The organism is Microlunatus aurantiacus (assembly GCF_039536605.1).
GTDB classification, from domain to species: Bacteria; Actinomycetota; Actinomycetes; order Propionibacteriales; family Propionibacteriaceae; genus Microlunatus; species Microlunatus aurantiacus.
This window is the reverse complement of sequence record NZ_BAAAYX010000003.1, coordinates 257,306-282,210: the sequence shown is the minus strand read 5'-3', so window position 1 is coordinate 282,210 and position 24,905 is coordinate 257,306. Positions and strand designations below refer to the sequence as shown.

At 65.8% G+C, this 24,905-nt stretch carries 28 protein-coding genes; 10 read left to right on the top strand and 18 right to left on the bottom strand.

The annotated features are described in order from the left end of the window. Positions 1-20: 20 nt before the first annotated feature. The 9 genes from ABD714_RS06875 to ABD714_RS06835 form a co-directional block, all read right to left on the bottom strand. On the bottom strand, positions 21-827 hold the full coding sequence (locus ABD714_RS06875) for a sirohydrochlorin chelatase (RefSeq protein WP_344811558.1): 807 nt from the start codon (positions 825-827) through the stop codon (positions 21-23). Beyond that, positions 824-2,230, bottom strand: coding sequence for a sulfate adenylyltransferase subunit 1 (locus ABD714_RS06870; RefSeq protein ID WP_344811557.1), 1,407 nt, complete (start codon positions 2,228-2,230; stop codon positions 824-826). The genes ABD714_RS06875 and ABD714_RS06870 overlap by 4 nt, the downstream gene beginning before the upstream one ends. Continuing rightward, entirely contained in the window at positions 2,230-3,138 is a 909-nt protein-coding gene (gene cysD / locus ABD714_RS06865) for a sulfate adenylyltransferase subunit CysD (protein ID WP_344811556.1), read from the bottom strand. The genes ABD714_RS06870 and cysD overlap by 1 nt, the downstream gene beginning before the upstream one ends. Next, positions 3,135-3,755 (bottom strand): adenylyl-sulfate kinase, encoded by a 621-nt coding sequence (gene cysC / locus ABD714_RS06860; RefSeq protein WP_344811555.1) that lies wholly within the window; start codon positions 3,753-3,755, stop codon positions 3,135-3,137. The genes cysD and cysC overlap by 4 nt, the downstream gene beginning before the upstream one ends. Further along, positions 3,752-4,471 (bottom strand): phosphoadenylyl-sulfate reductase, encoded by a 720-nt coding sequence (locus ABD714_RS06855; RefSeq protein ID WP_344811554.1) that lies wholly within the window; start codon positions 4,469-4,471, stop codon positions 3,752-3,754. Before ABD714_RS06855 ends, cysC begins: the two co-directional genes overlap by 4 nt. Continuing rightward, entirely contained in the window at positions 4,468-4,668 is a 201-nt protein-coding gene (locus ABD714_RS06850; RefSeq protein WP_344811553.1) for a hypothetical protein, read from the bottom strand. The genes ABD714_RS06855 and ABD714_RS06850 overlap by 4 nt, the downstream gene beginning before the upstream one ends. Further along, positions 4,665-6,359, bottom strand: a complete 1,695-nt coding sequence (locus ABD714_RS06845; RefSeq protein WP_344811552.1) for a nitrite/sulfite reductase — start codon at positions 6,357-6,359, stop codon at positions 4,665-4,667. The genes ABD714_RS06850 and ABD714_RS06845 overlap by 4 nt, the downstream gene beginning before the upstream one ends. A gap of 58 nt (positions 6,360-6,417) precedes the next feature. Continuing rightward, positions 6,418-6,558: a hypothetical protein gene (locus tag ABD714_RS06840; RefSeq protein WP_344811551.1), complete on the bottom strand. Its 141-nt coding sequence runs from the start codon at positions 6,556-6,558 to the stop codon at positions 6,418-6,420. Between the two features lie 68 nt (positions 6,559-6,626). Further along, positions 6,627-7,661, bottom strand: coding sequence for a YihY/virulence factor BrkB family protein (locus ABD714_RS06835; protein WP_344811550.1), 1,035 nt, complete (start codon positions 7,659-7,661; stop codon positions 6,627-6,629). Between the two features lie 58 nt (positions 7,662-7,719). Between ABD714_RS06835 and ABD714_RS06830 the strand changes: the two genes are divergently transcribed. The 4 genes from ABD714_RS06830 to ABD714_RS06815 all read left to right on the top strand — a co-directional run bounded on the left by ABD714_RS06830 (position 7,720) and on the right by ABD714_RS06815 (position 10,873). Then, the gene (locus tag ABD714_RS06830; protein WP_344811549.1) at positions 7,720-8,124 is read left to right on the top strand and encodes a hypothetical protein; all 405 of its coding nucleotides are present in this window, start codon (positions 7,720-7,722) and stop codon (positions 8,122-8,124) included. Further along, on the top strand, positions 8,117-8,494 hold the full coding sequence (locus ABD714_RS06825; protein WP_344811548.1) for a hypothetical protein: 378 nt from the start codon (positions 8,117-8,119) through the stop codon (positions 8,492-8,494). Before ABD714_RS06830 ends, ABD714_RS06825 begins: the two co-directional genes overlap by 8 nt. 124 nt (positions 8,495-8,618) lie before the next feature. Then, entirely contained in the window at positions 8,619-9,350 is a 732-nt protein-coding gene (locus ABD714_RS06820) for an ANTAR domain-containing protein (protein WP_344811547.1), read from the top strand. A gap of 152 nt (positions 9,351-9,502) precedes the next feature. Beyond that, entirely contained in the window at positions 9,503-10,873 is a 1,371-nt protein-coding gene (locus ABD714_RS06815) for a hypothetical protein (RefSeq protein ID WP_344811546.1), read from the top strand. 18 nt (positions 10,874-10,891) lie between these two features. Here ABD714_RS06815 and ABD714_RS06810 read toward each other — a convergent pair whose 3' ends face one another. Beyond that, positions 10,892-11,026, bottom strand: a complete 135-nt coding sequence (locus ABD714_RS06810; protein WP_344811545.1) for a hypothetical protein — start codon at positions 11,024-11,026, stop codon at positions 10,892-10,894. Between the two features lie 139 nt (positions 11,027-11,165). Here ABD714_RS06810 and ABD714_RS06805 point away from each other — a divergent pair, with 139 nt between their 5' ends. Next, entirely contained in the window at positions 11,166-12,827 is a 1,662-nt protein-coding gene (locus ABD714_RS06805; protein ID WP_344811544.1) for a calcium-binding protein, read from the top strand. 696 nt (positions 12,828-13,523) lie between these two features. On the opposite strand, the gene ABD714_RS06800 is transcribed toward ABD714_RS06805, so the two are convergent. Then, positions 13,524-14,192 (bottom strand): hypothetical protein, encoded by a 669-nt coding sequence (locus tag ABD714_RS06800; protein WP_344811543.1) that lies wholly within the window; start codon positions 14,190-14,192, stop codon positions 13,524-13,526. 215 nt (positions 14,193-14,407) lie between these two features. Next, on the bottom strand, positions 14,408-15,394 hold the full coding sequence (locus ABD714_RS06795) for a YopA family protein (protein ID WP_486348149.1): 987 nt from the start codon (positions 15,392-15,394) through the stop codon (positions 14,408-14,410). Here ABD714_RS06795 and ABD714_RS06790 point away from each other — a divergent pair. Then, positions 15,303-16,547, top strand: a complete 1,245-nt coding sequence (locus ABD714_RS06790; RefSeq protein ID WP_344811541.1) for an IS256 family transposase — start codon at positions 15,303-15,305, stop codon at positions 16,545-16,547. The genes ABD714_RS06795 and ABD714_RS06790 overlap by 92 nt on opposite strands. On the opposite strand, the gene ABD714_RS06785 is transcribed toward ABD714_RS06790, so the two are convergent. Both ABD714_RS06785 and ABD714_RS06780 read right to left on the bottom strand, forming a co-directional pair. After that, positions 16,537-17,304, bottom strand: coding sequence for a YopA family protein (locus ABD714_RS06785; protein ID WP_344811540.1), 768 nt, complete (start codon positions 17,302-17,304; stop codon positions 16,537-16,539). The two genes, ABD714_RS06790 and ABD714_RS06785, sit on opposite strands and share 11 nt — an antisense overlap. A 237-nt stretch (positions 17,305-17,541) precedes the next feature. Further along, positions 17,542-17,805, bottom strand: a complete 264-nt coding sequence (locus tag ABD714_RS06780) for a hypothetical protein (protein ID WP_344811539.1) — start codon at positions 17,803-17,805, stop codon at positions 17,542-17,544. Between the two features lie 91 nt (positions 17,806-17,896). Between ABD714_RS06780 and ABD714_RS06775 the strand changes: the two genes are divergently transcribed. Both ABD714_RS06775 and ABD714_RS06770 read left to right on the top strand, forming a co-directional pair. Continuing rightward, a complete protein-coding gene (locus tag ABD714_RS06775; protein ID WP_344811538.1) occupies positions 17,897-18,433 on the top strand; it encodes a Pycsar system effector family protein in 537 nt (178 codons plus the stop codon). Then, a complete protein-coding gene (locus tag ABD714_RS06770) occupies positions 18,426-19,151 on the top strand; it encodes an adenylate/guanylate cyclase domain-containing protein (protein WP_344811537.1) in 726 nt (241 codons plus the stop codon). The genes ABD714_RS06775 and ABD714_RS06770 overlap by 8 nt, the downstream gene beginning before the upstream one ends. A 329-nt stretch (positions 19,152-19,480) precedes the next feature. Here ABD714_RS06770 and ABD714_RS06765 read toward each other — a convergent pair whose 3' ends face one another. Genes ABD714_RS06765 through ABD714_RS06755 form a run of 3 tightly spaced genes read right to left on the bottom strand, consistent with a single transcriptional unit; the run spans position 19,481 to position 22,012 of the window. Continuing rightward, entirely contained in the window at positions 19,481-19,780 is a 300-nt protein-coding gene (locus ABD714_RS06765; protein ID WP_344811536.1) for a hypothetical protein, read from the bottom strand. Between the two features lie 13 nt (positions 19,781-19,793). Further along, positions 19,794-21,035 carry a hypothetical protein gene (locus ABD714_RS06760; protein WP_344811535.1) on the bottom strand — a complete coding sequence of 414 codons (1,242 nt, stop codon included), beginning with the start codon at positions 21,033-21,035 and terminating at the stop codon, positions 19,794-19,796. A gap of 2 nt (positions 21,036-21,037) precedes the next feature. Then, positions 21,038-22,012, bottom strand: coding sequence for a hypothetical protein (locus ABD714_RS06755; RefSeq protein ID WP_344811534.1), 975 nt, complete (start codon positions 22,010-22,012; stop codon positions 21,038-21,040). A 438-nt stretch (positions 22,013-22,450) separates the two neighbouring features. On the opposite strand from ABD714_RS06755, the gene ABD714_RS06750 reads away from it, so the two are divergent. Then, a complete protein-coding gene (locus ABD714_RS06750; RefSeq protein WP_344811533.1) occupies positions 22,451-23,002 on the top strand; it encodes an NUDIX hydrolase in 552 nt (183 codons plus the stop codon). On the opposite strand, the gene ABD714_RS06745 is transcribed toward ABD714_RS06750, so the two are convergent. Beyond that, on the bottom strand, positions 22,999-24,324 hold the full coding sequence (locus ABD714_RS06745) for a helix-turn-helix domain-containing protein (RefSeq protein WP_344811532.1): 1,326 nt from the start codon (positions 24,322-24,324) through the stop codon (positions 22,999-23,001). The genes ABD714_RS06750 and ABD714_RS06745 overlap by 4 nt on opposite strands. Positions 24,325-24,505: 181 nt before the next feature. Here ABD714_RS06745 and ABD714_RS06740 point away from each other — a divergent pair, with 181 nt between their 5' ends. Beyond that, positions 24,506-24,904, top strand: a complete 399-nt coding sequence (locus tag ABD714_RS06740) for a hypothetical protein (RefSeq protein ID WP_344811531.1) — start codon at positions 24,506-24,508, stop codon at positions 24,902-24,904. Position 24,905: the final 1 nt, after the last annotated feature.

Here is a 24,905-nt window from a genome sequence, read left to right as displayed (position 1 = left end):
GTCGATCAGGCGCAGGTCGATCAGGCGCTGACCACGCTGAGGTGACGCACCGGTGCGTCCTCGGTCTCGGCCATCGCCTCGCCCTCGAGGTCCACCAGCTCCATGGCGGCCACGACGTAGCGGCTCAGGACGACCTCGGCGAGCTCGGGTCCCGCACCGAGGGGCTCCGACACCGCCACCGCGCCGGCGGCCAGCGCGGCCGACTCCTCGCGGACGAACAGCGGGGTGGGAGCCAGGAACCAGCTGCCGACCGCGACGTGCCGCCGTCCCTGGCTGCGGAGCGTGCGGACGGCCTCGGCCGCGGTCGGGCCGGACACGGCCCCGAAGGCGGTGACGCACGGCAGCCGGTGGTGGGTGGCCCACTGCCGGGCGCGGCGGGTCACGATGGCGTTGCTGCGGACGTCGGTGCTGCCGACGGCGGCGAAGACCAGTCCGTCCAGCTCGCCGACCCGGCGGGCCCGCAGCGCGTCGCGGAGCCGACGGTCGACCACCGAGAGCAGCTGGGCCTCCGGACCGATGGGGCGGGAGGCCGTCACCTTCAGACCGCCGGTCGAGGCGGTGATCTGGGCGACGAGCGCCGGGAACTCCGCGTGCGCGTGGAACGCGTCGGACAGCAGCAGCGGCACCACCACCGCCTCCTCGACGCCACGCTTGGCCAGCTTGGCCGCCACCTGGAGACCGGTGGGCTGACCCTCACCGACGAACGCGATGTGCACGTCGAGCTCCGGCCGGATGGCCAGCACGCCGCGGCGGATGTCGTGGCTGACCTGCGCGACCCGAGGGTCGCGGCTGCCGTAGCCGACCAGGATGAGCGAGGGTGCGGTCATGGTGTCTGTCCTGCGGTGTCGGGGGTGTCGAAGTCGTCGAGCTCGTCGGGGGTGCGGCGGTGCTCGACGGTGAAGGCCGGCGGGCCGGCCATGCCGGCGCCCAGCGTCCAGCCGTCGGCGGCGTCGACCAGGATGAAGGCGCCGGTGCCGCGGTACTCGTTGTAGGCGTCCAGCGGCAGGGGACCGGCGAAGGCGATCCTGATCCGGGCCAGGTCGTTGAGGGCCAGCCGGTCGCTGTCCACCCAGACCGGGTGCTCACCGGTGCCGCCGAGGTCCAGCTTGGCCTCGACGGAACGAATCAGGCCCTTGGTCAGCGACGTGCCGTGCTGGACGAGGACCCGGGCACCGGCCTCGAGCTCGCGGTCGGCGAGCCAGGAGACGGTGGCGGAGATCTCGCGCACGGGGGCGGGTGGGGCCTCGATGGAGGCGATCAGGTCGCCGCGGGACACGTCGATGTCGGTCGCCAGCCGGAGGATCACCGACTGGCCGGCCACGGCGAGGTCGAGGGGACCGTCGGGGGTGTCGATGCCGACCACTGTGGTGTGGGAGCCGCGGGGCAGCACGACGACCTCGTCACCGACCCGGACCCGTCCGGAGGCGAGCTGCCCGGCGTAGCCGCGGTAGTCGGCGGTCAGACCGGGCGTGCCGGACGCCCAGGGGGCCCGCTCGGCGGTCTGCGGCCGGACGACCTGCTGCACCGGGAACCGCAGCTCGGCGAAGGTGGTCAGCGGGGTGACGTCCACGTTCTCCAGGTAGCCGAGCACTGTCGGCCCGTCGTACCAGGGCATCCGCGTCGACCGGACGGCGACGTTGTCGCCCTCGGTGGCCGACACCGGGATGCAGTGGGTGTCGGGCACGTTCAGGCTCCGCGCCAGCAGGGCGAAGTCGGTGGCGATCTCGGTGAACCTCTCCTCGGAGTAGTCGACCAGATCGATCTTGTTCACCGCCAGCACGACGTGCGGCACCCGGAGCAGCGAGGCCACGGCGAGGTGGCGACGGGTCTGCTCGACGACGCCGTTGCGGGCGTCGACCAGCAGCAGGATCACGTCGGCGGTGGAGGAGCCGGTGACCGTGTTCCGGGTGTACTGCACGTGCCCGGGGCAGTCGGCCAGGATGAACTTCCGCGCCGGGGTGGCGAAGTAGCGGTAGGCCACGTCGATCGTGATGCCCTGCTCGCGCTCGGCCCGCAGCCCATCGGTCAGCAGGGCCAGGTCGGCGGTGGCCAGACCCTTCCGCTTGCTGACCTGCTGGACGTGGTCGAGGGTGTCGGTGAGCACGGAGTTGGTGTCGTAGAGCAACCGCCCGACCAGGGTGGACTTGCCGTCGTCGACCGAGCCGGCCGTGGCCAGGCGCAGCAGCGTGCGGCCGCCCGTCTTGGTGGGGGAGGTCAGCGTGGGAGCCATCAGAAGTACCCTTCTCGCTTGCGATCTTCCATGGCGGCTTCGCTCAGCCGGTCGTCGGCGCGGGTGGCGCCCCGCTCGGTGAGGGTGCTCAGCCCGACCTCGGTGATCACGTCGGCGACCGTGGTGGCGGCGGAGAGCACTGCGGCCGTGCAGGACATGTCGCCGACCGTGCGGTAGCGCACGAGCCGGTTCTCGACCGTGTCTCCCTCGCGGGCCGGGGTGACCTCGGTGACCGCGATCCACATGCCGTCGCGCTCCACCACCTCGCGCTCGTGGGCGTAGTAGATCGACGGCAGCTCGATCTTCTCGGCCTCGATGTAGTCCCAGATGTCCAGCTCGGTCCAGTTCGACAGGGGGAAGACCCGGACGTGCTCGCCGGGCAGGTGCCGGCCGTTGTAGAGCGACCAGAGCTCGGGCCGCTGGTTGCGCGGGTCCCACTGGCCGAACTCGTCGCGCAGGCTGAACACACGCTCCTTGGCCCGGGCCCGCTCCTCGTCGCGACGCCCACCGCCGAAGACGGCGTCGTGCTTGCCCTCGGTGATGGCGTCCAGCAGCGGCACGGTCTGCAGCGGGTTGCGCTGGCCGTCGGGACGCTCCCGCAGCCGGCCGTCGTCGATGTAGTCCTGGACCTTGGCCGCCTTCAGGCGGGCACCGTAGAACTCCGTCGCCCAGTCGCGGTAGGTCAGCACCTCCGGGAAGTTGTGCCCGGTGTCGACGTGCAGCAGGGTGAACGGGATCGGCGCCGGCCAGAACGCCTTCGCGGCCAGGTGCAGCATGACCACGCTGTCCTTGCCCCCGGAGAACAGCATCACGGGTGTGCGGAAGGTGGCGGCCACCTCGCGGAAGATGTGGATGGACTCGGACTCGAGCGCCTGGAGCTCGGTCAGCGGTCGGATCGCCTCACTCATGCGGTCCCTCCCTCGGTCGGGTTCAGCAAGCCGTCCAGCAGCGCGGACGCCTGCGCGACGGACTGCTCCAGCGGCACGACGGCGGTGTCGATGGTCAGCTCAGCGGTGGTGGGGTGCTCGTACGGGTCGTCGACCCCGGTCAGCCCGGTGATCTCGCCGGAGCGGGCCCGGGCGTAGAGGCCCTTGACGTCGCGCTGCTCGGCGACGGCCAACGACGTGGACACGAAGACCTCGGCGAACGGCACGCCGGCGGCTGCATGGTCGTCCCGGACCTGCTGGCGGGCACTCGCGTACGGGGCGATCACCGGCACCAGCACGACGACGCCGTGGCCGGCGAGCAGCCGGGCGACCCAGCCGATCCGCGTGACGTTGAGGTCGCGGTCGGAGCGGCTGAAACCCAGTCCGGCCGACAGGTGCGGCCGGACCGCGTCACCGTCGAGGACCTGGACCCGGACGCCCGCAGCGATCAGCCGGTCGGCCAGGGCGTGGGCGATGGTCGACTTGCCCGCCGAGGGCAGTCCGGTGAACCACAGCGTCGCGCCGCCGACGGCGGTGCCGCTCGCCGTACGGGTGTCGGGGTGGAGCCCGGTGGCCAGGGTGGGGGCGTCGGCGCTCACAGGTGGATACCGCACTCGGTCTTGGCCAGCCCGACCCAGCGGCCGCCGCGGGGGTCGTCGGCCGAGGCGCGCGAGGTGCACGGCTCGCAGCCGATGGACGGGTAGCCGTCCTCCAGCAGCGGGTTCACCATCAGGCTGTTCGCTTCGATGTAGGCGGCGACGTCGTCGTCGGTCCAGGCGGCGATCGGGGCGAGCTTGACGATCTTGCGCCGCAGGTCCCAGGACACGACGGGTGTCTTGGCGCGGGCCACCGAGTCGGCTCGGCGGACCCCGCTCGCCCAGGCGGTGTAACCGGCCAGGGCCCGGTTGAGCGGCTCGGTCTTGCGCAGCGCGCAGCACTGGTCCGGGTTGACCGAGAACAGGTCCTTGCCCCAGGTCGCGTCCTGCTCGGCGACGCTCTGGACCGGGGTCAGGGTGATCAGGTTGACGTCGTGCACGGCCGCCACGGCGTCGCGGGTCCCGATGGTCTCGACGAAGTGGTAGCCGGTGTCGAGGAACAGCACGTCGATGCCCGGGGCGACCTGTTCGGCCAGGTGGATCATCACCGTGTCCGCGAGCGAGGACGTCAGCATCAGACCGGATCCGAAGGTCTCGTGCGCCCAGCTGAGGATCTCGGTGGCCGTGGCCCCCTCGAGCTCGGAGTTGGCTCGCCGAGCGAGCTGGCTGAGATCGTCGCCGGGCTGGGGGTGCTGGAGCTGCTGGTCGAGAGTTCTCATGACTGCACCTGTCCTCCGTGACCCCGCGCCGGTCGCAGCCCGAGGAATCTCACGGTGAACGCGCGCAGGCAGCTGCGGCATTCCCAGCCGCCTTCCTCCAGCGGGAACAGCGTCTCCTCCGCGCAGTACGGGCAGTAGAGCACCGCCTGCCGGTTGGCGTGCCCCGACGACGCGCCCGACTCTGCCGGCTGGCTCATACGAGTGCGGTCTCATCGGCCCTCGACACCCACTGCGCGAACCGCTCTCCGTCGGTGCGCCCGGCCAGGAAGTTCTTGGCCACCCGCTCGACGTAGTCGGGCAGCTCGTCGGCGGTGACCTTGTGTCCCCGGAGCTTCCGGCCGAAGCCGGCGTCCAGGGCGAGTCCGCCGCCCAGGTGGACCTGGTAGCCCTCCACCTGCTCGCCGTCCGGACCGGGCACGAGCTGGCCCTTCAGCCCGATGTCGGCGACCTGGATCCGGGCGCACGAGTTGGGGCAGCCGTTGAGGTGGACGGTGATGGGGGTGTCGATCTCGCCCAGCCGGCTCTCCAGCTCGTCGACCACCCGGGCCGCCTGGGCCTTGGTCTCGACGATGGCGAGCTTGCAGAACTCGATGCCGGTGCAGGCCATCACCGAGCGCCGCCAGGCGTTCGGCCGGGCCGACAGCCCGATCTGCTCGGCGCCGGCGACCAGGGAGTCGACCCGGTCGGGGGCCACGTCGAGGACGAGGATCTTCTGCATCGGGGTGGTGCGCAGCCGGTACGAGCCGTGCGCCTCGGCGAGGTCGGCCAGGTCGATCAGCTTCTGCCCGCCGGTGCGCCCGGCGATGGGCGAGAGCCCGACGAAGAACCTGCCGTCCTTCTGCTCGTTGACGCCGACGTGGTCGCCGGGCCGCTCCGGGGTGGCCGGGGCCGGGCCGTCGATCAGCTTGCGCTTCAGGTACTCGGTCTCCAGCACCTCGCGGAACTTCTCCGGCCCCCAGTCTGCGACCAGGAACTTGATCCGGGCCCGGGTGCGGAGCCGGCGGTAGCCGTAGTCGCGGAAGACACCGCAGACACCCGCCCACGCCTCGGCGACCTCCTCGCTCGGCACCCAGGCACCGAGGCGCTGGGCCAGCATCGGGTTGGTGGACAGCCCTCCGCCGACCCACAGGTCGAAGCCGGGGCCGTGCTCGGGGTGCTCGACGCCGACGAAGGCCACGTCGTTGATCTCGGGCACGACGTCCTGCAACGGGTGACCGGTGATGGCGGTCTTGAACTTGCGCGGCAGGTTCGAGTACTGCGGGTCGCCGATGTAGCGCTCGACGATGTCGGCGATCGCGGCGGTCGGGTCGATGATCTCGTCGGCGGCGATGCCGGCCACCGGGGAGCCGAGGATGACGCGCGGGCAGTCACCGCAGGCCTCGGTGGTGGACAGGCCGACGGCTTCCAGGCGGCGCCAGATCTCGGGCACGTCCTCGACCCGGATCCAGTGCAGCTGGACGTTCTGCCGGTCGGTGATGTCGGCGGTGTCGCGGCCGAAGTCCACGCTGATCTGGCCGATCACCCGCAGCTGCTCGCTGGTCAGGGCGCCGCCGTCGATGCGGACCCGGAGCATGAAGTACTCATCGTCCAGCTCGTGCGGCTCCAGGGTGGCGGTCTTGCCGCCGTCGATGCCGGGCTTGCGCTGCGTGTACAGCCCGTACCACCGGAAGCGCCCGCGCAGGTCGCCCGGGTCGATGCTCGCGAACCCGCCCTTGGCGTAGATGTTCTCGATCCGGGCCCGGACGTTGAGCGGGTTGTCGTCCTTCTTGGACTGCTCGTTGGCGTTCAGGGGTTCGCGGTAGCCGAGTGCCCACTGGCCCTCACCCCGCGGCTTGCGGGCGCGCGGGGTGGCCGTACGTGCGGGGCGGGCGGTGGGGGTCTGGGTCATCGGGATCCTCGGTCGCGGGGTGTGCCGCCGGGGGTGGCGGCAGGGTGTCGGTCGTCGCTCAGCGCGAGGCCGGGCGACACATCATCGACTGGGTCCGCCCGAGGTCGACGAACCGACGCTCGGTGAGCTCAGCGGCCCATCCGCCGTCACCGACACCACCGACGAGCAGCCGGCGGGAGGGCAGGGGGACGCGGAGCATGGGCCCAGCCTTTGTCACCAGGCCCGGGAAAACAAACCGAAATTCCAGATAGTGAGAAGTGCGTCCAATTAATGAGACGCCCGCGGGGACTCGACCGGGGTGGTCGGGATCTCGTCGGTCAGCACCTCCGACAGCCGGGGGGAGCTGGGCGGCACGCTGCTGTCGGCGTACTCGGTCTGGCTGTGGTCGATGCCGGACATCTTGGGCCACACGTAGTCGATGGCCGCGTTGAAGGCGGCCCCGATGAGGACGGCGAGGGAGGTGACGAACAGCCAGATGAGGATGGCGATGGGAGCGGCCAGCGGCCCGTAGATCGTGGTGGAGCCGGCCGAGGCGACGAGGATGACCCGGAGCAGCCAGCTGCCGCCGAGCCAGATCAGCAGCGTGAGGGCCGCGCCCGGGATCTCCGACATCCAGCGGGTCCGTACCGGCACAGACAGGTGGTACAGACCAGCCAGGAAGCAGGCGGTGCCGATCAGTACCACCGGCCAGTAGAGGAGGGCGATGCCGGACAGGCGGTCCGGCAGCAGCGCATCGACCAGACCCGGGCCGGCCAGCACCAGCGGCAGCACGATGATGCCGACGACCAGGAAGACCAGGTAGAGCACGAAGGAGAGCGCCCGGGTCCGCAGCAGACCCCGCTGCCCGCTGAGGCCGTACATGATCGTGATCGTGTCGACGAACACGTTGAGTGATCGCGACCCCGACCACAGGGCCAGCAGGAAGCCGATGGAGATCACCTCGAACCGGCCGCCGGACAGCACGTCGTCCAGCGTCGGCTCGATCACGGTGGCCACCGCGTCCGGGGTCAGCGCGCGGCTGGCCAGCCCGAGGGCCTGCTCGCGGAAGCCGGCCAGCGTGGCCACGTCGTAGCGCTGGGCCACGAAGCCCACCGCGCCGACCAGACCGAAGATCAGCGGCGGCAGGGACAGGATCGCGAAGAACGCCCCCTCCGCGGCCAGCCCGGTGACCCGGTAGCGGATGCAGACGCCGACAGTGCGGCTGATCAGCTCCCACACCTGGGACAGCGCCGACCGCAGCGGGGCCGGCAGAGCCTGCCAGAGGCGCGCGAGCACCTGTTGGATGTCGTTCGCGCCGGCCACGGGCTCAGCGTAGGTGGAGACGGCCGGTCGGGCCGTCAGGTGCTCGATCAGGATGCTGATGCCGATCCCCGCCGATGACCTCGGCCGGGCGCTGGGGGGCTTCGGGCCCGGTACCGTACCGCGAGTGGAATGGCTGACCGCTGTCGCGCTCCCGGTGGGCGGGATCCTCGGCGGGCTGGTGGGAGCCTGGTGGGCGCGGCGGTCGAGCCGGACCGCCGAGATCGGCAGCCTGCTCTACGCCCAGCTCGCCGCCCTGTACGCGTCCCACCCGCGCCAGCGGCAGGCGGCGCGGGACATCATCCGTGGGCTGATGTCGAGCGGGAGCCTGAGCGAGCAGCAGCTGGAGGCCGCCAGCACCGCGCTGAAGCACTGGGCCGCGGTGAACTGGGACGCTGCCGAAGAGTCCGGGCGTACGCTGGAGGCAGCCGAGCAGACCGCGGGCGAGGAGGGATCGGATGACTGAGGTCCTGGACAGCGGGCACGTGATCACCGACGAGGACGTGGACACGGCCAGGTTGATCATGGAGCTGGATCGCACGCTGGGCCGCTCCTCGGATGCGCGGACGCTGCGCGTGGCCGGGACCCCCGCCCACCAGGTGCTCCCGGTGCTGGGCGCCGGGCCGACACCCGAGACCAACGGCCACCACGTCCCCGCCGCCGACGACCTGCTGGCCACCTTGACGTCGGAGGAGAACGCGGCGGACCTGGCCCGCGAGGTGGGGGAGCAGCTCGACCTCGACCCGGCCGAGCAGGCACGGGTGATGCCCCGGATCGAGCACGTGATCCGGCGCCGGCTGCTGGAGCTGGTGGCAGAGATCCGTCCGGGGCACTGACGCGGTCGAAAGCAGGACACGGCGGTGGTCCGTGGACGTAAGGTAGGCCGCTCGCTCACAGGTGCGGGCCTGTGAACGCCAGGGCCGGCGAGTGGCGACTGTCCTGGCGCGGGGAAGGATCAACATGCCTGAGGAAGCGTTTCGTCACCGGGTCTGGGTGCAGCTCGAACCGGTCCTGCGGGCCAGCACGGCGATCGACGAGTACCTGCAGGCGGCCACCGACCTGGCGGGCGGCCTGATCGAGGTGTCCGGCTCGTACAGTCTGAGCGCCAGCCTGTACGGGAACCTGACCACCGTGGCCTCCAGTGATCGAGCGGCCTGGGAGGCCGACCAGGTCGAGTTCGACACCAAAGCCGGCCCGTGTGTGGAGGCGCTCCGGGACGGGGCCGTCCACGGTGCCATCGACCTGGGGTCGGAACGTCGTTGGCCGGCCTGGACGGCGGTGGCCGGTTTGCTGGGCTTCGTCACGGCCGCGGGCGTGCCCGCCGAGATCGCCGGGGGTCATCGTCTCGCGCTCAACCTGTACGCGCCCGTGCCCGGGGTCTTCGACGACGAGACGCTGCGCCGGGCCACGGTGTTCGCCGAGGAGGTGGCGCGGACCGTTCCCGGGGCCGTCCGCCTCTTCGCGGCCGATGAGCGCGCGTCCCAGCTCGAGCAGGCACTGGCCAGTCGGACCACCATCGACCAGGCGCTCGGCGTATTGATGGCGCAGAACTCGTGCTCGGCGGACGAGGCGTTCGGCATCCTCCGCCGGGCGTCGCAGAGCCGCAACGTGAAGCTGCGGGACGTGGCCGCCCTGATCATCGAGCGCTTCACCGGACACCCGGCCGCCGAGTCGCCGCCGTTCCGGACCTGATCGCGCCGAGGTGACGTGATCGGGTCGACGAGATTGTTCGTAGCGCGAACTTGAGCGGTCACAACCCTAGGCACGAGGTCGCCGAATCGTTACAGTGACCGCTATCAGCGGTCGGGCGGGGGCCGGCACCATCACTCGGGGAAGTTCTCAACATGCACCGTGGCCTTCGCTGGCTGTTGTCCCTGCTCGTCGGCCTGACCCTCGTCGGTGGTGTCGGGGCGGGCGCCGCCCAGGCGGAGGACCCGGCGTCACCCGCTCCGGTCCGGGCCTCGATCCAGGGCTTCTGGCAGGCACGCTCCAACTTCGCCCGCTCCAACTTCGCCCGGTCGAACTTCGCCCGCTCCAACTTCGGCACGCTCGGGGAACAGACGCCGAGCAGCTTCGGGCTGGAGAGCTCGCCGTCCGGTGAGGTGGTGCAGCGCGCGCTGGATGGCGCCGCGTACCAGTGCGGACCGACCGGTTTCGACGCCTACGTGGACGGGCTGCTCGCCGGGTTGACCTCGGACGAGCTCAGCTTCCTGCTGGACAGCGGGGTGCTGGAGTTCCCGGCCATGGAGGCGGTCGTCTACGGCACCGCGAACCGCGACGCGGTGCCGCGAGGTCACGACGGGCACGAGCTCACCAAGACGCTGAAGGACCTGCAGAAGTTCTGGCCGACGACCTCGCGCGATCTGCAGCTGGTCTCGATGGACGGGGAGATGCTGCGGGATCCCGAGCGGATCAGCCGCCTGCTCGTCCGCCTGTACGCCTTCACGCCCGCCGACGCCGACGGCTACGCCGCCGCCGTGGCCCGCGTCATCCGCGACGTCCGCGTCTTCGACGACGGCGAGAGCCCGCTGTTCTCCCTGAACGCGTTCGCCTTCAGCGGTGTCGGCGACCCCGATCCCTCCATCGCGGCGCTGCCGCCCAAGATCGTCGTCGGTGAAGGCTTCCTGGATGCCTTGGACGAGCTGGACGTCGACGACGTCGGAGGCTCGGTGGTGCTGGCGCACGAGTACGCCCACCAGCTCCAGGTCCAGGACGATCTCTTCGGCACCGCCACCGGTCCCGAGGCGAACCGTCGGGTGGAGCTGATGGCCGACGCGTTCGCCGGCTACTTCGCCGTGCACCCCAAGGGTCTGTCCCTGAACGCCCGGCGGGTCACCCAGGTGCAGCAGACGTTCTTCGAGCTGGGGGACTGCTCCTTCGACGATCCCGGTCACCACGGCACCCCGGAGCAGGGTCGGCGGGCTTCGGCCTGGGCCGCTACCCTGGCGTCCAGCACGAAGCCACGCGGTCAGGTCCTGCCGGCCGCGCAGCTGGCAGCGCTGTTCGACGAGGAGCTGCCGGTGATCGTGGCGGCCGACGCTCCTGTGGCCGATGTTCCGGTGGCGGATGTTCCGGTGGCGGATGTTCCGGTGGCGGATGTTCCGGTGGCGGATGTTCCGGTGGCGGATGTTCCTGTGGCGGATGTTCCGGTGTCGGATGTTCCTGCGGCCGACGTTCCGGTGTCGGATGTTCCCGTGCCTGACGTCCAGCGTTGAGTCAGTGCCGGGTTGGTGTCACGAGGTCGGATCGAAGATCTCGTCCGGCAGCTCGGGCCAGTCGTCACCGTCCCACGTGACCTGGCTGTAGCCCTCGTCGGTGTACTCGTCCAGCATCGTCTGGAAGTCAACCCGGACGTCTGCACCCGGCATCTTCGATGAACCCGCAACAGGCCCAGCACTCGGCGCCCCGCACACGCGAGACAACCGCCGAATACGCGTTCCTACGTATTGAGGGCTGCATTCAGACAGAGGACACTTAGCCGCACCGTTGCCGGCACCGGAGGGGTTGATGCCTTCAAACAACCGCCGTCGTGTCGGCTGCACACTCGTCCTCATTGTCGCTCTGGCCACTAGCTTGTCCCGAGCAACAGCGGACGCAGCCCCACCTCAGTGCCTCGGCCAGTCAGCGACGATCCTCGGCACGAGCGGGGCCGACACACTGACCGGCACCCCGGGCGTCGATGTGATCGTTGGTCTGGCGGGCAAAGACAAGATCAACGGGGCCGGTGGCGACGATCTGGTCTGCGGGGGTGAAGGTGATGACCGACTCGCCGGCGGAGCAGGTGACGACACCATCGACGGTGCGGCAGGCACCGACACGGTGGACGGTGGCGCCGGCGCCGACGACCTCAGGCTTGGGCCCAACCCGTATAGGGAGGAGTACAACAGCGAGGGCGGCATCTACTGGATCAAGGACGAGGCCACCGGTGGCCCTGGAGACGACATCATCAGCGGCGGAGACGGCATCGACTCCATCGAGGGCGGACCGGGCGCCGACCTGCTGCGCGGAGATGCCGACTGGGACGAGCTGATCGGCGGGCCTGGCGACGACGTCGCCTACGGAGGTGCTGGAGAAGACGTGTGGGACCCCGGCAGCACACTTGCCGGGGAGACCGACCGCTTCTACGGCGGCCCTGGTCTCGACACCACCTACGGTGAGAGCGTCTCCTACCCGATCCCGGCCCGGCAGCTGCTGTACGGCGAAGCAGGCAATGACCAGCTCGGCGGCGGACGATCCAACGACCTGCTCGACGGCGGACCTGGCGACGACCTGCTCTATCCCGCGGCCGGGGATGACGACATCCGTGGCGGAGCCGGGCTGGACGTGGTCGACTACTCCGAGAACGGGCAGGCCAGCGGAGAAGTGAAGACTGTCGGCTATCCCCCGATCCGGATCGACCTCCAGCTCGGTCGGGCCACCGGTCTTGGCACCGACGTCCTTACAGCGATGGAGGGCGCCATCGGCGGAACCAACGCCGACGTCATCCTCGGTGGTGACGGACCGGACAGGTTCTACCTCAGCGATGACGCGAACGACTATCTGATCGACGACTCAGAGGACACCGGACCACCACCGACCAGAATCGACCTGATCGACGGCCGCGGCGGCCTGGACACCATCGGCCCCAGCTACTTCGGCTGCTGCGGCATCGACGTCGACCTGGCCAAGCGGGCCGCGAAGATGTCGATGGATGAGGGCCGCGCCCGTCTCGTGTCGATCGAAGGAGCCGAAGGCACGGGCGACCAAGACGACCTCCGAGGCGACAGTGGTCCGAACACCCTCTATGGATTTGAGGGTTCTGACGTGATCCACGGCCGTGGAGGTGCGGACCGCATCTCGGGTGACGGGGGCGGCAAAGAGGTCAACACCTCCGGCGACAGGCTCTATGGGGGCGCAGGCAACGACAGGATCAACGCCGGAGCCGGTCGGGACAAGGTCCACGGCGGCCCGGGCAACGACCTCATCAACGGGGGATCCGGACGCGACCGCATCTACGGCAACTCTGGCCGCGACAGCATCAATGGGGCATCCGGGAATGACCGCCTGTACGGCGGGTCTGGTCGTGACCGGCTGCGCGGCGGGTCCGGTTCCGACCGGGTGGACGGCGGCACGGGACGTGACCGCTGCACCAGCCCCAGTCACGGACCGCGAGTTCGGCGCTGCGGCTGACGGTCGCCTTCTGCGCGCGTTTCCGCGCTACCGCCGCCGTACTGGCCGGGCTCGTGCCTTCGAGCCGCCCTACCATCGGCCGCGTGAGCGACTGGAGCTATGCCGGTGAACAATTTACTGCGATCTCGCCGTTCCCCGTGCCGCTGAACTCGATGTCGTCTTCCAGGACGAGCACGTCCTGGCCTTCCATCCCACCCGCTCCTTCTGGTCAACCCACATCGTGGTCGTCCCCAAAACGACACCTTCCCCGCTGACAACCATCGGCCCCGGCGACGCGCTTGACCTTCCGGGCCCTGCTCGCGGCCGTGCAGCGGGTCGCGCGCAACGGGCGCTGCGCCCGGTGTTGACCCGTGGGGCGGCTGCGATGGACTCGTTGTTCCCGAGCGCAGACGGCGCTGCGGGGTGAGCAGTTTGGTGAGCGGTGCCGCTCGCGGCCGGTCTGAGGGTGGCCTGCAGGGCATTGAACTGGGCTCTGGTTAGGGGTGTTGCTGGTGGGCGATACTGGGTTCGAACCAGTGACCTCTTCCGTGTCAGTGCAGTCAAGCGGGCGCGGACTAGGTGCTGGCACGCCTGAGGATGTTCGTAGATGTGCGTCGACGGCATGCCTCGTCCGTGGCTGCTGGCTGTCAGCTTGGCTGGCAGGCCGTGCCTGGATGACTGCTCGGTCTCGACTCTCCATCAAACCTTCTGCTCTAGTCAGCTGCAGGGGCCGGCCCACTGAACAGGCGTTGGCGGGTCCGCCAGAGTTCTCGGTGGTTCGCGGCGCAGATCGTAACTACGCCACGCGGCCTTGAGTATTGTGTGTGAGCAGACAAAAGGCTGCGCGATGTCGTCTAGGTCTCCGGGCGTGGCACCTATGGCAAAATCGCTATCTTCGGACGGAGTCCATTCCTTGGCTCGGATGGCAATTGTCCAACCGAGAGCATGCGCATCTCCACTCATAAGGCGCCAGAGGAGTCTGCCGTCATTTCGGGCGTCGGACCTGTTAAAGAAGATCTTATCGAGGGACCACTCGATGTATTCAGTCTGTATCAAACTGCGCTTCGGGTCAGCCTTTAGGAGTCGCACGCCTTTTAACCTCGATTGCATATGCTCCGACTGCTCATCAAGCTCAGCAAGTGCATCGGCAGGGGCCCCGATGAATGGCAGGTGCTTGTCATACTGAAGGCGGCGCTTGTAGAACTCTTCGAGCACCAAGAGCGATCGCTGCTGGCGTTCGCCGCGCTTCGACTCGGCCAGTAGCCAGTATGCCTGCGCGCTGCCAACAAGGGCACCTCGAAGGACCGTGGCGTGCGCCGAGGGGAACACCTTTCGGGCCTCGATCGCGGCCCTGGCCATCTTGAGGTGATCGGTCGCCGAGATCATCGACTGCCGCGCAAGCTCACTCGGTGGGTGGTGCGGCCAGATCCGATCGTCGGCAGCAAGCGAGCTACCGACAGTCGGGGTCTCGAGCTCAGCGCCCCGAGCGCTCCAATTGTCGATATCTGGATACGTCTCTTCAATTGCATTTAGGAGGTGCCGGTCCCTCTCTGACAGCCGCGACATGCACGCGACCTTAGAGCATCACGGTCCGGTCCGCATCAGGCGTTGGGAGCCCATGGTGGACGACGCAGCTGCCCCGTCCATGGCGGCTGGGACTCCATGGCCGCGGCAATGTCGTCGTCATACCCAATTAGGTTCAACAGTGACAAGCACAGCCAGTACCGCGCATGCATCCCGGCCTCGAACCACTCGTACGGCGAGAACGTGGCCGGCTTGTCCTTAGAGGGATGCGTAACGGTGTTTCGCATCTTGATGACGACCCCGAGTGCATCACGAGGCGGCGCGTTCTGCGCGAGTCGGCGCTGGACGGCATCCAGGTGCGTGAAGTGTGGGTGTACAGCGAGGTCGGCGTGAATATCGTCGAGCAACATGCGAAGCTGGTCTTCAGTCGTCAGGTCGTCGTTCCATTTCTTGTTTGAGTAGAGACCGCGATCGCTTACAAACCGGAAATAGGCGAGGAGCTGCAGCGCAGAGATTGGCACAGATACTGACAGTTCAACATCGACGTCCATGTTGGCTGCCACGTAGTAGGCCGCGGCTGGACGCAGGACCTCCCAGCGAGCTGGATCAGTGCTGAACTCAAGGACACGTTCGATGACCTGGGTGACCTGCCTAGCAGCGACGGTTTCGTCCAGCCAGTGACGGACTATTCGGTACGGATCTACGGGAGTGCTGCGCCACCGCGCCCAAACTGGCGCATCGTCACGCAGCCCCACCGGTAGGGCACAGGTTGTGCGACGGCCGAGGGCGAGGTTAAGTGCGACACGAACCCGGTCAAGCGCGTGAAAGGCGTCTTCTCCGCTAAAGCTCAGTGGAGTCCAGCAGAGTGGTGTACGACGGACCTGAGTGAGCGCGTGCCTGCAACGTAGGCGCGGCCACCGGGTGGATCCTTCGAGTGATCTCTCACAACCAACTCGAAGAAGGACACCAACGATGACCGCTGTTCCCAGTATCGACCCTGCCCGCTTTCTGAATGAGCAGCTGTCCCAGGCCAGCCCGGACCTGCTGCGTGACTTGTTGACCACGTTCGTCAACGCACTCCTGTCCGCCCAAGCCGACGCGGTCTGCGGCGCCGGCTACGGCGAGCGCAGCGACGAGCGGGTCAACTCCCGCAACGGCTACCGACACCGCGACCTCGACACCCGTATCGGCACCTTGGATGTTGCCGTGCCGAAGCTGCGGACCGGGTCGCTGTATCCGGACTGGCTGCTGGAACGCCGCAAGCGGGCCGAGCAGGCCCTGACGTCGGTGGTGGCGACCTGCTACCTGCTCGGGGTGTCGACCCGGCGGATGGACAAGCTCGTGCAGACCCTCGGCATCACCGGCCTGTCCAAATCGCAGGTGTCGGTGATGGCTCGAGAGCTCGACGAGCACGTCGAACAGTTCCGCACCCGCCGACTCGACGCGGCTGGCCCGTTCACGTTCGTGGCCGCCGACGCCTTGGTGCTCAAGGTCCGTGAAGGTGGCCGAGTGGTGCCGGTGCATGTGCTGGTCGCGACCGGGGTCAACGCTGACGGCCACCGTGAGGTCCTCGGCGTGCAGGTCACCTCCAGCGAGGACGGTGCCGGCTGGCTGGGTTTCTTCCGCGACCTGACCGCACGAGGCCTGTCCGGGGTCCAACTCGTCACCAGCGACGCCCACGCCGGCCTGACCGCAGCGATCGCGGCCACAGTTCCCGGCGCCAGCTGGCAACGGTGCCGCACCCACTACGCAGCGAACCTGATGAGCCAAACGCCGAAGAACAGCTGGGGCTGGGTGAAAGCGCTGCTGCACTCGATCTATGACCAGCCCGACACCGACGCCGTCCACGCCCAGTTCGACCGGGTCATCGACGCGTTGGTCCACAAGCTTCCCGCGGTCGCTGACCACCTCGAGGACGCCCGCGCCGACATTCTCGCGTTCACCGCTTTCCCGAAGGAGATCTGGCGTCAGATCTGGTCCAATAACCCCCAGGAACGGCTGAACCGTGAGATCCGTCGCCGCACCGATGTGGTCGGGATCTTCCCCAACCGGGCCAGCATCATCCGGCTCGTCGGCGCCGTGCTGGCTGAACAACACGATGAGTGGATCGAGGGCCGCCGTTACCTCGGACTCGACGTTCTAGCCAAGTCCCGAGCCATCCACATCACCGACACCGAGGGGGTGGCCGACACCGAACTCCAAGCCCTCACCGCCTGAACAACACGCCCAACCGAAGGATCAACTTCGTACACCACCCCACAGGACTTGACCTAAAGCTCGACCGATCGGCGCGAGCCAACTCGCCGACGTGCGTGAAGCGGTATGACCCGGTGTCCTTCAACTCCGGCCATTCTGTATCGCCGGCCGGGTCGATCGTGACCGACCAGCCGCCCGCGGTCGCCGACAATCGACCCGGCCAATGCCGTAGTAGATCTTCGGAATCGCAAACTCTCAAGCCGTCGTGCGACTGCCAGCCGTTCGGAATCAGGAAGGTCACGCGGTCCAGTCGGGTACCGTCGCCGAGCTGCTGCTCAAGGCGGGTGACGATCGTCTGCCCGAGCCCTTCACGCTGGGCCTCCGCCGGTGGTTGCGGTGGCACCCTTCCATCTGGTAGGTCCACGTCAAGCTCGTCCGGGGCCACCCACATAGCTACGATCTCGGTCGAGTCCAGGAACCGCTGTACCGCAGCAGCGGATGTCGGTCGGAAGCCACGTGCCTCGATACGCGGCCTGTCGGCCCAGCGCCAACGGACAGAACCGTTCAACGGGTCGGGGTCTTGCCCGAGTCGGAACGGGCCGTCGTAAAGGAGAACGTCTTCGCCAATGGCGGCCGGACGATAGTGATGCCGAAGTGCGTCCGGCAGGGCATGCTCAAAGACGAACTCCTGGCCATGAGAGTCGACTATCGACCAGTGCACAGTACGGCGCCCGTGTTCATCAACGGCGACGACGGGCTCTTTCGACCTTTCTGGCATGCCTACAGTGTGACGGGCGGATCGATGCGGACTAGATGCGGACCACGAGCCACAACCCGCGGAGACCTCTCAGAAAGCAGGTCAGGGAATCGCTGCGACGTGCTTCCGACTCAGGAGGCTGTCCGCAGTCATGGGCAGAAGCCTGGTGCTTGGTAGTACTCGTCCCCCAGCGTGTCCCGGCGAGCACCAGTCGAATCGATAGGAACGCGCCGGTGGTGGCGACGGACTGCGGTTCGCTCACTGCGTGACCTCGATCCCGTGGCTGGCGAGTACGCCCTTGAGATACTTGGTGTCCGAGCCGCGCCCGACGTTCACTGGGAACACGAGGAAGTAGGTCAGAGCTACCGCCGTGACGGCCTCGTAATAGCTGGCCTCCGATTGCCCGAAGTACGGCGCCAGGTTGTACGCGGGCCATCTTGGCGTGCGCGGGTCGTGCGCCGCGTAGCAGAGCGCAAGGCAACTAGCAGCAAAGCGGAGTCCGAGACGCGAAACGACTCGCATGGCCGCTAGGGAAGGGTGTGTCGAACGGCTGGTGTCCCCACCTTCCGGTATCTTGGAGCGTTCTGTCGGTCGCGAGCACGGAGGCACGGTCGTGGCAGAAAAGCAGGGAGCGGGTACGCCCCCCGCGGCTGACCCGGACCAAGCCTGGCGGGTTCTCGGCCTAGTCAACGACTGGTTGAAGCACGCGGAGAGCAAGGCGGCTGGCGCGCTGGCTGCCGCAGGAGTGGTCGGCGGCGTCCTATTTGCGTTGGTTGGGGACCAGAATGACATGGGCTGGTTCACCGCGGTCATGTCGATTGTCTGCGCGGTCGCTGTTGTGGCGACGGGCGTGTGCGCCGGCCTGTCGCTGTGGCCTCGGATCAATGCGGACGATCCCCCTACCAGCCCGCTGTACTTCGATCACATCGCCAGGCAGCACCCCGACGCTACGACATACCGGGAGACGCTGAAGCTCTTCGCCGCCAACAACGAGCAGATTATCCAGGAGCTCGCGAGTCAGGTCTGGGCGAACGCCCACGTGTCGCGAAAGAAGTACCTGTGGGCGGGTTGGGCCACCGTCGCGTTGATAGCTGCCCTCGGCTCGCTGGCGATCGTCGCAATCTGTCTGGGGGTCGAGGCTCGTGGATAGCAGCTATAAGTCGTACGACTATCTGACCTCTTTTGCTCGGCTCGACGCGATTCTGACCGCACCGTCCGGAAACTACGAGGAGGTCGACTCCCTGCCGGACCGGGACAAGTTGACCTTCACGAACGGGTTTTACGCGAACTGCTCTGCGCTCTTCATTGATATTCGCGACTCATCGACCTTGCCATCCTCTTATAAAAGGCCAGCCCTAGCCAAGATTTACCGGTCATTCATTTCGGAAATGGTGGCGGTATTCAACAGTGGTATCAAGGTCCGCGAAGTCAACATTGTTGGCGACTGTGTATGGGGCGTGTACAACTCGCCTTACAAGACGGACATCGAGGATGTGCTTGGCATCGCGGCCTGCGCCAATTCGCTCACCATGGTTTTGAACTACAAGCTCAAGAAGCAGGGCTTCACGACGCCACTTAAGTTCGGAATAGGGATGTCGTATGGCAGGGCTCTTATGATCAAAGCTGGCTATAGTGGCAGTGGTATAAACGACGTAATCTACATGGGTGACGTTGTCAACAGGGCTGCCAAGCTCGCAGCCCAAGGTTCGAAAAATTGGGCGCCACCAATGATTGTCGACGAAACCTTCTACGATAATCTCGAGCCAGATTATAGGCAGTGGTTCACCCGGCAGTATGGAAATGATTACTATCAAGGAACAGTCGTAAATACCCTCATGAATGATTGGTACGAGGCGAATTGTACCTAGAGCGGCGGCCTTTTCCGTTGCAGAAGAACCCTCAACTATTCCTTCAGATCGCGTCCGCAGTTGGTATCGGCTGCCAAGTCGTCAGCGCTCGACCGTTGGATCAGTGTCGGTGCGAAACATCACTTTTGGTCAAGTGGCGAAGTATCGATCCTTCATATGCGTCCGAGTGCGTGCGGCCGGAGACGGCTCATGATCTCGCCTAGAGGTGGATCCAGCAGCTGATTACGAGAGCAGATATGTCTCTCATCATCGTGTGGCTTCTGGATCTGTTGATAGAGTTTCGTGTCAGTGACGGAAGGGAGGTGGCGCAAGTGCATCACGACTGGCGTTCAAATGCCCGCGTCTACATCTCCCGCCCCTCCGAGACGGGTAGCTGCCTCACGCTTCCCGTTTAGTACGAGAAACTGGACATAATAGATCGCCATACCGATCAATAGACCTATAGAGTACCAACCGAATGTGTCACCCGTGGACGGATCGAACCACACAGTTACAGCACCACCGCCAACAGCACCAACAACGGCACTGATATCGGTGATGGCTGCTGAATCCTTTCTGACCAGCGTGCGGTAAGCGATGAAACCTATCGCTATGCCGAAGCAGACGGCGCCAATGGACATAACTGACATTTGGGGTAGCCTTTCATCTCACTGAACTGCGAACCGAGTCAATATCACCGAATGTTGCAAAAAGTAGGCCTAGCGGATTCATATAATTGTTGAGCAGATGCCACCTTGCGCCGACAGCCGCCGATCCCACGGACATTCCGGAGTTCATTAGCTGCAATACCTTAGATGACATCTGAACTGCAACAGCGCCAGGAATCTCGTCACGCACCCCAAGGATTGCTCGGGTGCCTGTAGTTATAAGCGCGAGCGCAGTACTCCTCCACTCGGAACCAATATGTCCTAATGAATGGCAGGCGTTGAGAAGGACGATGGGTCCTGTCGCCTGCGCGTCCTTCGCCTTCTTACGCGCCTTCTCGAAGTGCACGCCTCTAACAACTAGCGGGCTTGGATCTCCCTTCCAATCGACGTTAAGCAGCAGTGTGGCCGCAGGGTCAGACCAGGTATATCCGTGTGAATAGAAGTGAACGACGTCTATCAGCGCACCGGTGTCAGGAGCACGATCCAGCACGGTGAAACTACGTGCGATCTCATCCGGCGTGGCGAAGTGTCCCGAGTTCGGGTAGGGATGCGGTCCCCAGAGGCCGGCGATCGGATCTTCTATAGAACTAAGTTGTATTGACATCTCACTGACCGCCGGTGCCTTGTCGCTCTGGATGCTGAGCACTGCTCTTGGTCCCCGAAGTTCTGGGTGCGTGAATACTCCTCTGTGCGAGGCAGCATAGCGGACTCGGGAAACAAAGCCGCCAAATACCGCGGCCAGCTGCACAACATCCTCGGGTCCTCCATAGATGAATCTCGACCGCTCTCCCAATGGTAAGAGATCTAGAGGGAGCATGCGGTCTGGTACGCCCAGGGTGCGCGTTTCGTACATGTACTGAGAATTCGTCGCGGGATCCTTCCACCATTCGGGCGGCAACTCTGCAGTGAGTAGATGATTGAGCCTTCCCAACCACTCCGAAGGCTCGTCTCCAAGCGCATACTCCCAGATGATGTTCCCGGCGGTAAGTAGCTCAGTCAATGCTGACCAGATACGTTGCTCACGACCTATTTTGCTGAGGACCTTGTTCTCATTGTCGTCGATTCTTCGAATGAAATTGACAACTGCGCTATGAAAATCTGCGAGCTTACTCTCTGAGACAGGGCGTAGTTCTCTTTCAGATTCTGAGAAGAGGCCGCTGACTCCATCGCCTCCTAAAATGTATCGAGGACGTCGACCATCTTCGACGAACTCAAACGTGATTGTCTTCGATGGCATTATTACGGCGAGACCTCAAGGACTTGGATGGTGCGGCCAGCCATCGCGATATCAATTAGAACAGCTCCAATGTTTGTTTGAGTAATGTCATTTCGGACAGTGGTGCTGACTTTGGTTGGGGAGACTTCCTCAGCCTTCTCCCTCTCCGGATCCCTCTCGGCAACAAGAGTGAATGGATATCGCTCAGAGGTCCCAGAAATCGGCGCTCGAGCAAGCTGTCGTCGAGGGAACGTCTCGTACCCCTCGCCGCCCGACACTGTGACGACGAACTCTGCGTAATCTGACTCCTCTCCTCCCTCTACGATGAGGTCACCACGTGCGGTGGCAATAGCCTTGGATGAGGCGGGCGTCGTCGGTGGCTCTAAAGCGTCTCTTTTTTTCCTGAGGCCAAGTCTCTTGCGCGATTCGGCAACCTCCGCTTCGAATTGGACGATAAGTTCCGCGGAAACCCTATCCCCGCTTTTCGGACGCAACTCGGCTGTGACTATACCTTTCCAATTCGTGCGCTTCGGCGCGGTTGGTACCTCCGGGCTTGTGCCGGCAGGGGTCAATAGTGCTCGGCGAAGTGCGGATGATTCAGCGGCCGTAGCCCAGTAGCCGCCAAGTAGAAGTCCGTAAATGCCGCCGAGGATGGCGGATCCGGATTGTGTCACTCCTTCTGCCCGGAATGACAGGATCGTAACGGTGACAAGCAACGCGCCTGCACCAGCAATGGATCCGAGGGGTAGGCTCAATAGTATTATCCAGAACAGTGACGTCGCGGAAGCGTTCGTCATCGTGGAATTGAGGCGCAAGCCCCCGGCGGCCACAGCAGTGGTTGCACCAGAGATTCCTGCTATTATCACAAGATATTGAAGCGCCCTACCGGATTTCTCGGTTTCCCAGCCCAGTGCCCAGATTATGGCCCCTGCACCAATAATCGAAATGACAATGATCAGTATCGCGGGTTTGCGGACTCGCAGAAGATCGTCAGGCACATGAACCTCCAGGAAGTTTGACTCCAGCGTTGTCGCGCACACCGGCATCATCCCGTGGGCTGAGCTATTTGACTAGATCTGCCTCCGTAACAATTCGAGACGTGTCTGCGGGCGGGCAGGGTCGCCTGGTTTGTCGAGGTGTTGGGGCACGTGACGGCGGGCGCGCAGCGTAGCGAAGCCCTCCTTGTCGATCGGCGAAACCCGGGGATGCCGGAATCGAGCCCTTTCCAACGTTTCTGTGGCGGTTCCACGCGGTTGCATCGGAAGGCGGGGCGAGGACCGGCCCGCAGCGAGCGCTAGCGAGCGAGGACACGGACCGCAGCCCGGCGAGCGAAGCGAGCCGCTTGAGGGAGTACAGAAACTACTCACGGCATCGATGGCCCACGCTGGCCCGACGTGGTTCCTGCGGCGTCGGAGCGTCACCGTAGGCTCGGCAGCATGACTAGTCGGCAGGCAGGTTCCTGGACGATCCACGACGAGCAGGACCTCGGGTCGTTCGGACGAGGCAGCCTCAAGAAGGTCTCAGTCGACCTGCCTGACGGCGTGAGTTTCGATCAGTACGTGATCCTCCTGCCGGAGGCGGTGATCGTGGCGGCCGTCAACGACCAGGACGAAGTGCTCATGGCTCGCAGGCATCGGTTCATCCTCGATAGCTGGGTGTGGGAGCTTCCCGGCGGCTATGTCGAGGACGGCGAGGACCTGAACGCGGCAGCCAGTCGAGAGCTGGAAGAGGAGACCGGGTGGCGTGCCGGCCGCGTCGAGCACCTGGTGACGTTCCAGCCCATGGTCGGCAGTGCTGACGCGGCGAACCATGTCTACATGGCTACGGACTTCGAGAAGATCACCGACGACCTGGACATCAATGAGGCAACAGAGGTTCGCTGGATTCCGCTCGATGAAGCTGCCGAACTCATCAAGAGCGGCGAGATCGTCGGGGCGGCATCCGTGGTCGCAATTGACCGCATCATCGCTCGCAGGGCAGTTGGCTAGGCAGCAAGCACAGGTTCGAGCAGCTGGTCGAACTCTTTGACGTCAGCTGTTGCGTCCGCGTAGTCGAGGCTGGCTCGGAGGTCGCGGAGGTAGGCGACCGCGCGGGTAGATCGCAGTTTGGCGGCGATAGCAACAGCCTCCCGCCCGGTTACGCAGGCGGAGGCGACGTCGCCAGCGTTGGCTTGCGAGTGGGCCAGCAGTGTCAGGTTGAACGCCTGGCCCCGGACGTAGGTGCCGTCCATGTCGAGCGACTGTTCGGCGAACTTGATGGCGTTCCTGTGATCGCCAAGTTCTCGGAAGCAGTGTCCGAACTTGGCTGCGACGTAGGCGTGATCGAAGTACTTGATCCAGTGCGGCTCATCACTACGGTCTGCCTTGTCGAGTGCAATATCGGCTTCGTGCAAGGACACCGCGCAATCGGCAGATGCTCCTGCGCGAGCGTGAGCGTGCGCTTCCATGATTCTGGATTCGGCAACGAGAGAGATGTGGCCGCGGCGTTCGGCAACGGAGCGTGCGGCTCTCGCGAGGTCGGCTGCTTGCGGATCGGAGACGTACGTGGACTGTTGACTCATCGCGCAGAGCAGTTCTGCCACAAGCGCCGTGTCGCCTGCAGATCGAGCTAGCCCGAGCGCTTGGATCAGGTAGCGCTGGGCCACGCCGTGGCCGCCCATGTCGTGGCTCATCCAGCCGACGAGTTGGGTGAGTTCGGCTGCGGCGCTGAGCAGCTCGCGTCCGGTTGCGTCGGTGAACTTGCCAGAACGCAGGAGTGGCGCAACCTCGTCGTCCAGTAGTGATAGAGCGGCTCGCCGAACGTGGCCTCCGCCGTGCTTGTTGTCGAGCTTGCTGAGTTGACCGGTGACGTCCCGAATGAACGCGATGTCGTCTTCGCCGACGGTGCGACTACCGCTTGATCTGGTCACGCTCGACGCCGGATCGGCAATGAGCGCGGTGAGTACGGGTGTCGAGAATGCCGTCGATGCGACAGCCACAGACTGCAGGAAGGTCCGGCGTTCCATATCTCCACTCCATAGCTCGACCGCAGAGTCGGCGCACTGTTCCCACGTGCTGCCGACCTCTAGACCGAGAGTGTCGTCGCCGCCAAATCCGAGTTGGTGGGCGGGCTTGCCGTACACGCGTTCAAGTAGCTCCTGATAGAACGCGTCAGGCGTGTGGTGCCCGTTTTCCCACCGCGACAACTGAGTCTTGAGCGAGGATGGCTCGGCTATTGAGCGCTGCATACGACGGGCCTCGGCCTCCATCGCAGCGATCAGCCGTGACTGAGACCAGCCGCGCTCGGCGCGTGCTCTCTTCAAGTCGTTCATGGCCAACCTCCTACGACGACTGAAATAAGCATGCACCAGGTCGCTGACAAATGGCAGTGCGTGTTGCCTGGTCGTTAACCGGTGATAACAGGAGTCATCTGTCCGTGGGCGTTCTCGACTGTCAATCCTGATCACACCTGCCGTGCCAGAAGGGCCGGCAAGTGTTCAAGGAGTAGCGATCATGGCGATTGAGTTGCGAGTGACGTCGGTGACGGCGTTGGTGACGGGTGAGCCGCGGGAGCGGCAGGTCTACCAGGGGCAGGGTGATGCTCGGCGGGTGGTGGGCCGGTTCACCGATGCGGATGGTCGGCCGTTGTCGGCGGTGTCGGCTGTGGTGGTCGCGGAACCGCTGGGCATGTTGGGTGATGCGACGGTGCTGTTGCCGGACATGCAGGCGGCCGGTCTGCAGGTGGGCTCGGTAGTCCGGGTCGAGGGCAACACGACGGCCCGGTTGGCTGGTGGGGACTTCGCGGCGATCCGTACGTCGATCACGGGTGAGCGGGTGACTCCGGTCGGGGTGTTTCAGGCGTGGGTGGCGCAGGGTGGTCCGGCGAAGGCCGGCGACGGCAAGGCGGCATGAG

Bases quoted from the DNA above. Each gene is read 5' to 3' on its own strand.
- ABD714_RS06840 (WP_344811551.1), bottom strand. From the start codon at position 6,558: ATGCTCCGCGTCCCCCTGCCCTCCCGCCGGCTGCTCGTCGGTGGTGTC.
- ABD714_RS06815 (WP_344811546.1), top strand. From the start codon at position 9,503: ATGCACCGTGGCCTTCGCTGGCTGTTGTCCCTGCTCGTCGGCCTGACC.
- ABD714_RS06800 (WP_344811543.1), bottom strand. From the start codon at position 14,192: ATGATCTCGGCGACCGATCACCTCAAGATGGCCAGGGCCGCGATCGAG.
- ABD714_RS06745 (WP_344811532.1), bottom strand. From the start codon at position 24,324: ATGAACGACTTGAAGAGAGCACGCGCCGAGCGCGGCTGGTCTCAGTCA.
- cysD (WP_344811556.1), bottom strand. From the start codon at position 3,138: ATGAGTGAGGCGATCCGACCGCTGACCGAGCTCCAGGCGCTCGAGTCC.
- ABD714_RS06760 (WP_344811535.1), bottom strand. From the start codon at position 21,035: ATGCCATCGAAGACAATCACGTTTGAGTTCGTCGAAGATGGTCGACGT.
- ABD714_RS06825 (WP_344811548.1), top strand. From the start codon at position 8,117: ATGACTGAGGTCCTGGACAGCGGGCACGTGATCACCGACGAGGACGTG.
- ABD714_RS06820 (WP_344811547.1), top strand. From the start codon at position 8,619: ATGCCTGAGGAAGCGTTTCGTCACCGGGTCTGGGTGCAGCTCGAACCG.
- ABD714_RS06785 (WP_344811540.1), bottom strand. From the start codon at position 17,304: ATGCCAGAAAGGTCGAAAGAGCCCGTCGTCGCCGTTGATGAACACGGG.
- ABD714_RS06750 (WP_344811533.1), top strand. From the start codon at position 22,451: ATGACTAGTCGGCAGGCAGGTTCCTGGACGATCCACGACGAGCAGGAC.
- ABD714_RS06740 (WP_344811531.1), top strand. From the start codon at position 24,506: ATGGCGATTGAGTTGCGAGTGACGTCGGTGACGGCGTTGGTGACGGGT.
- ABD714_RS06855 (WP_344811554.1), bottom strand. From the start codon at position 4,471: ATGAGAACTCTCGACCAGCAGCTCCAGCACCCCCAGCCCGGCGACGAT.
- ABD714_RS06870 (WP_344811557.1), bottom strand. From the start codon at position 2,230: ATGGCTCCCACGCTGACCTCCCCCACCAAGACGGGCGGCCGCACGCTG.
- ABD714_RS06830 (WP_344811549.1), top strand. From the start codon at position 7,720: ATGCCGATCCCCGCCGATGACCTCGGCCGGGCGCTGGGGGGCTTCGGG.
- ABD714_RS06850 (WP_344811553.1), bottom strand. From the start codon at position 4,668: ATGAGCCAGCCGGCAGAGTCGGGCGCGTCGTCGGGGCACGCCAACCGG.
- ABD714_RS06765 (WP_344811536.1), bottom strand. From the start codon at position 19,780: ATGTCAGTTATGTCCATTGGCGCCGTCTGCTTCGGCATAGCGATAGGT.
- ABD714_RS06805 (WP_344811544.1), top strand. From the start codon at position 11,166: ATGCCTTCAAACAACCGCCGTCGTGTCGGCTGCACACTCGTCCTCATT.
- ABD714_RS06810 (WP_344811545.1), bottom strand. From the start codon at position 11,026: ATGCCGGGTGCAGACGTCCGGGTTGACTTCCAGACGATGCTGGACGAG.
- ABD714_RS06780 (WP_344811539.1), bottom strand. From the start codon at position 17,805: ATGCGAGTCGTTTCGCGTCTCGGACTCCGCTTTGCTGCTAGTTGCCTT.
- ABD714_RS06875 (WP_344811558.1), bottom strand. From the start codon at position 827: ATGACCGCACCCTCGCTCATCCTGGTCGGCTACGGCAGCCGCGACCCT.
- ABD714_RS06790 (WP_344811541.1), top strand. From the start codon at position 15,303: ATGACCGCTGTTCCCAGTATCGACCCTGCCCGCTTTCTGAATGAGCAG.
- ABD714_RS06845 (WP_344811552.1), bottom strand. From the start codon at position 6,359: ATGACCCAGACCCCCACCGCCCGCCCCGCACGTACGGCCACCCCGCGC.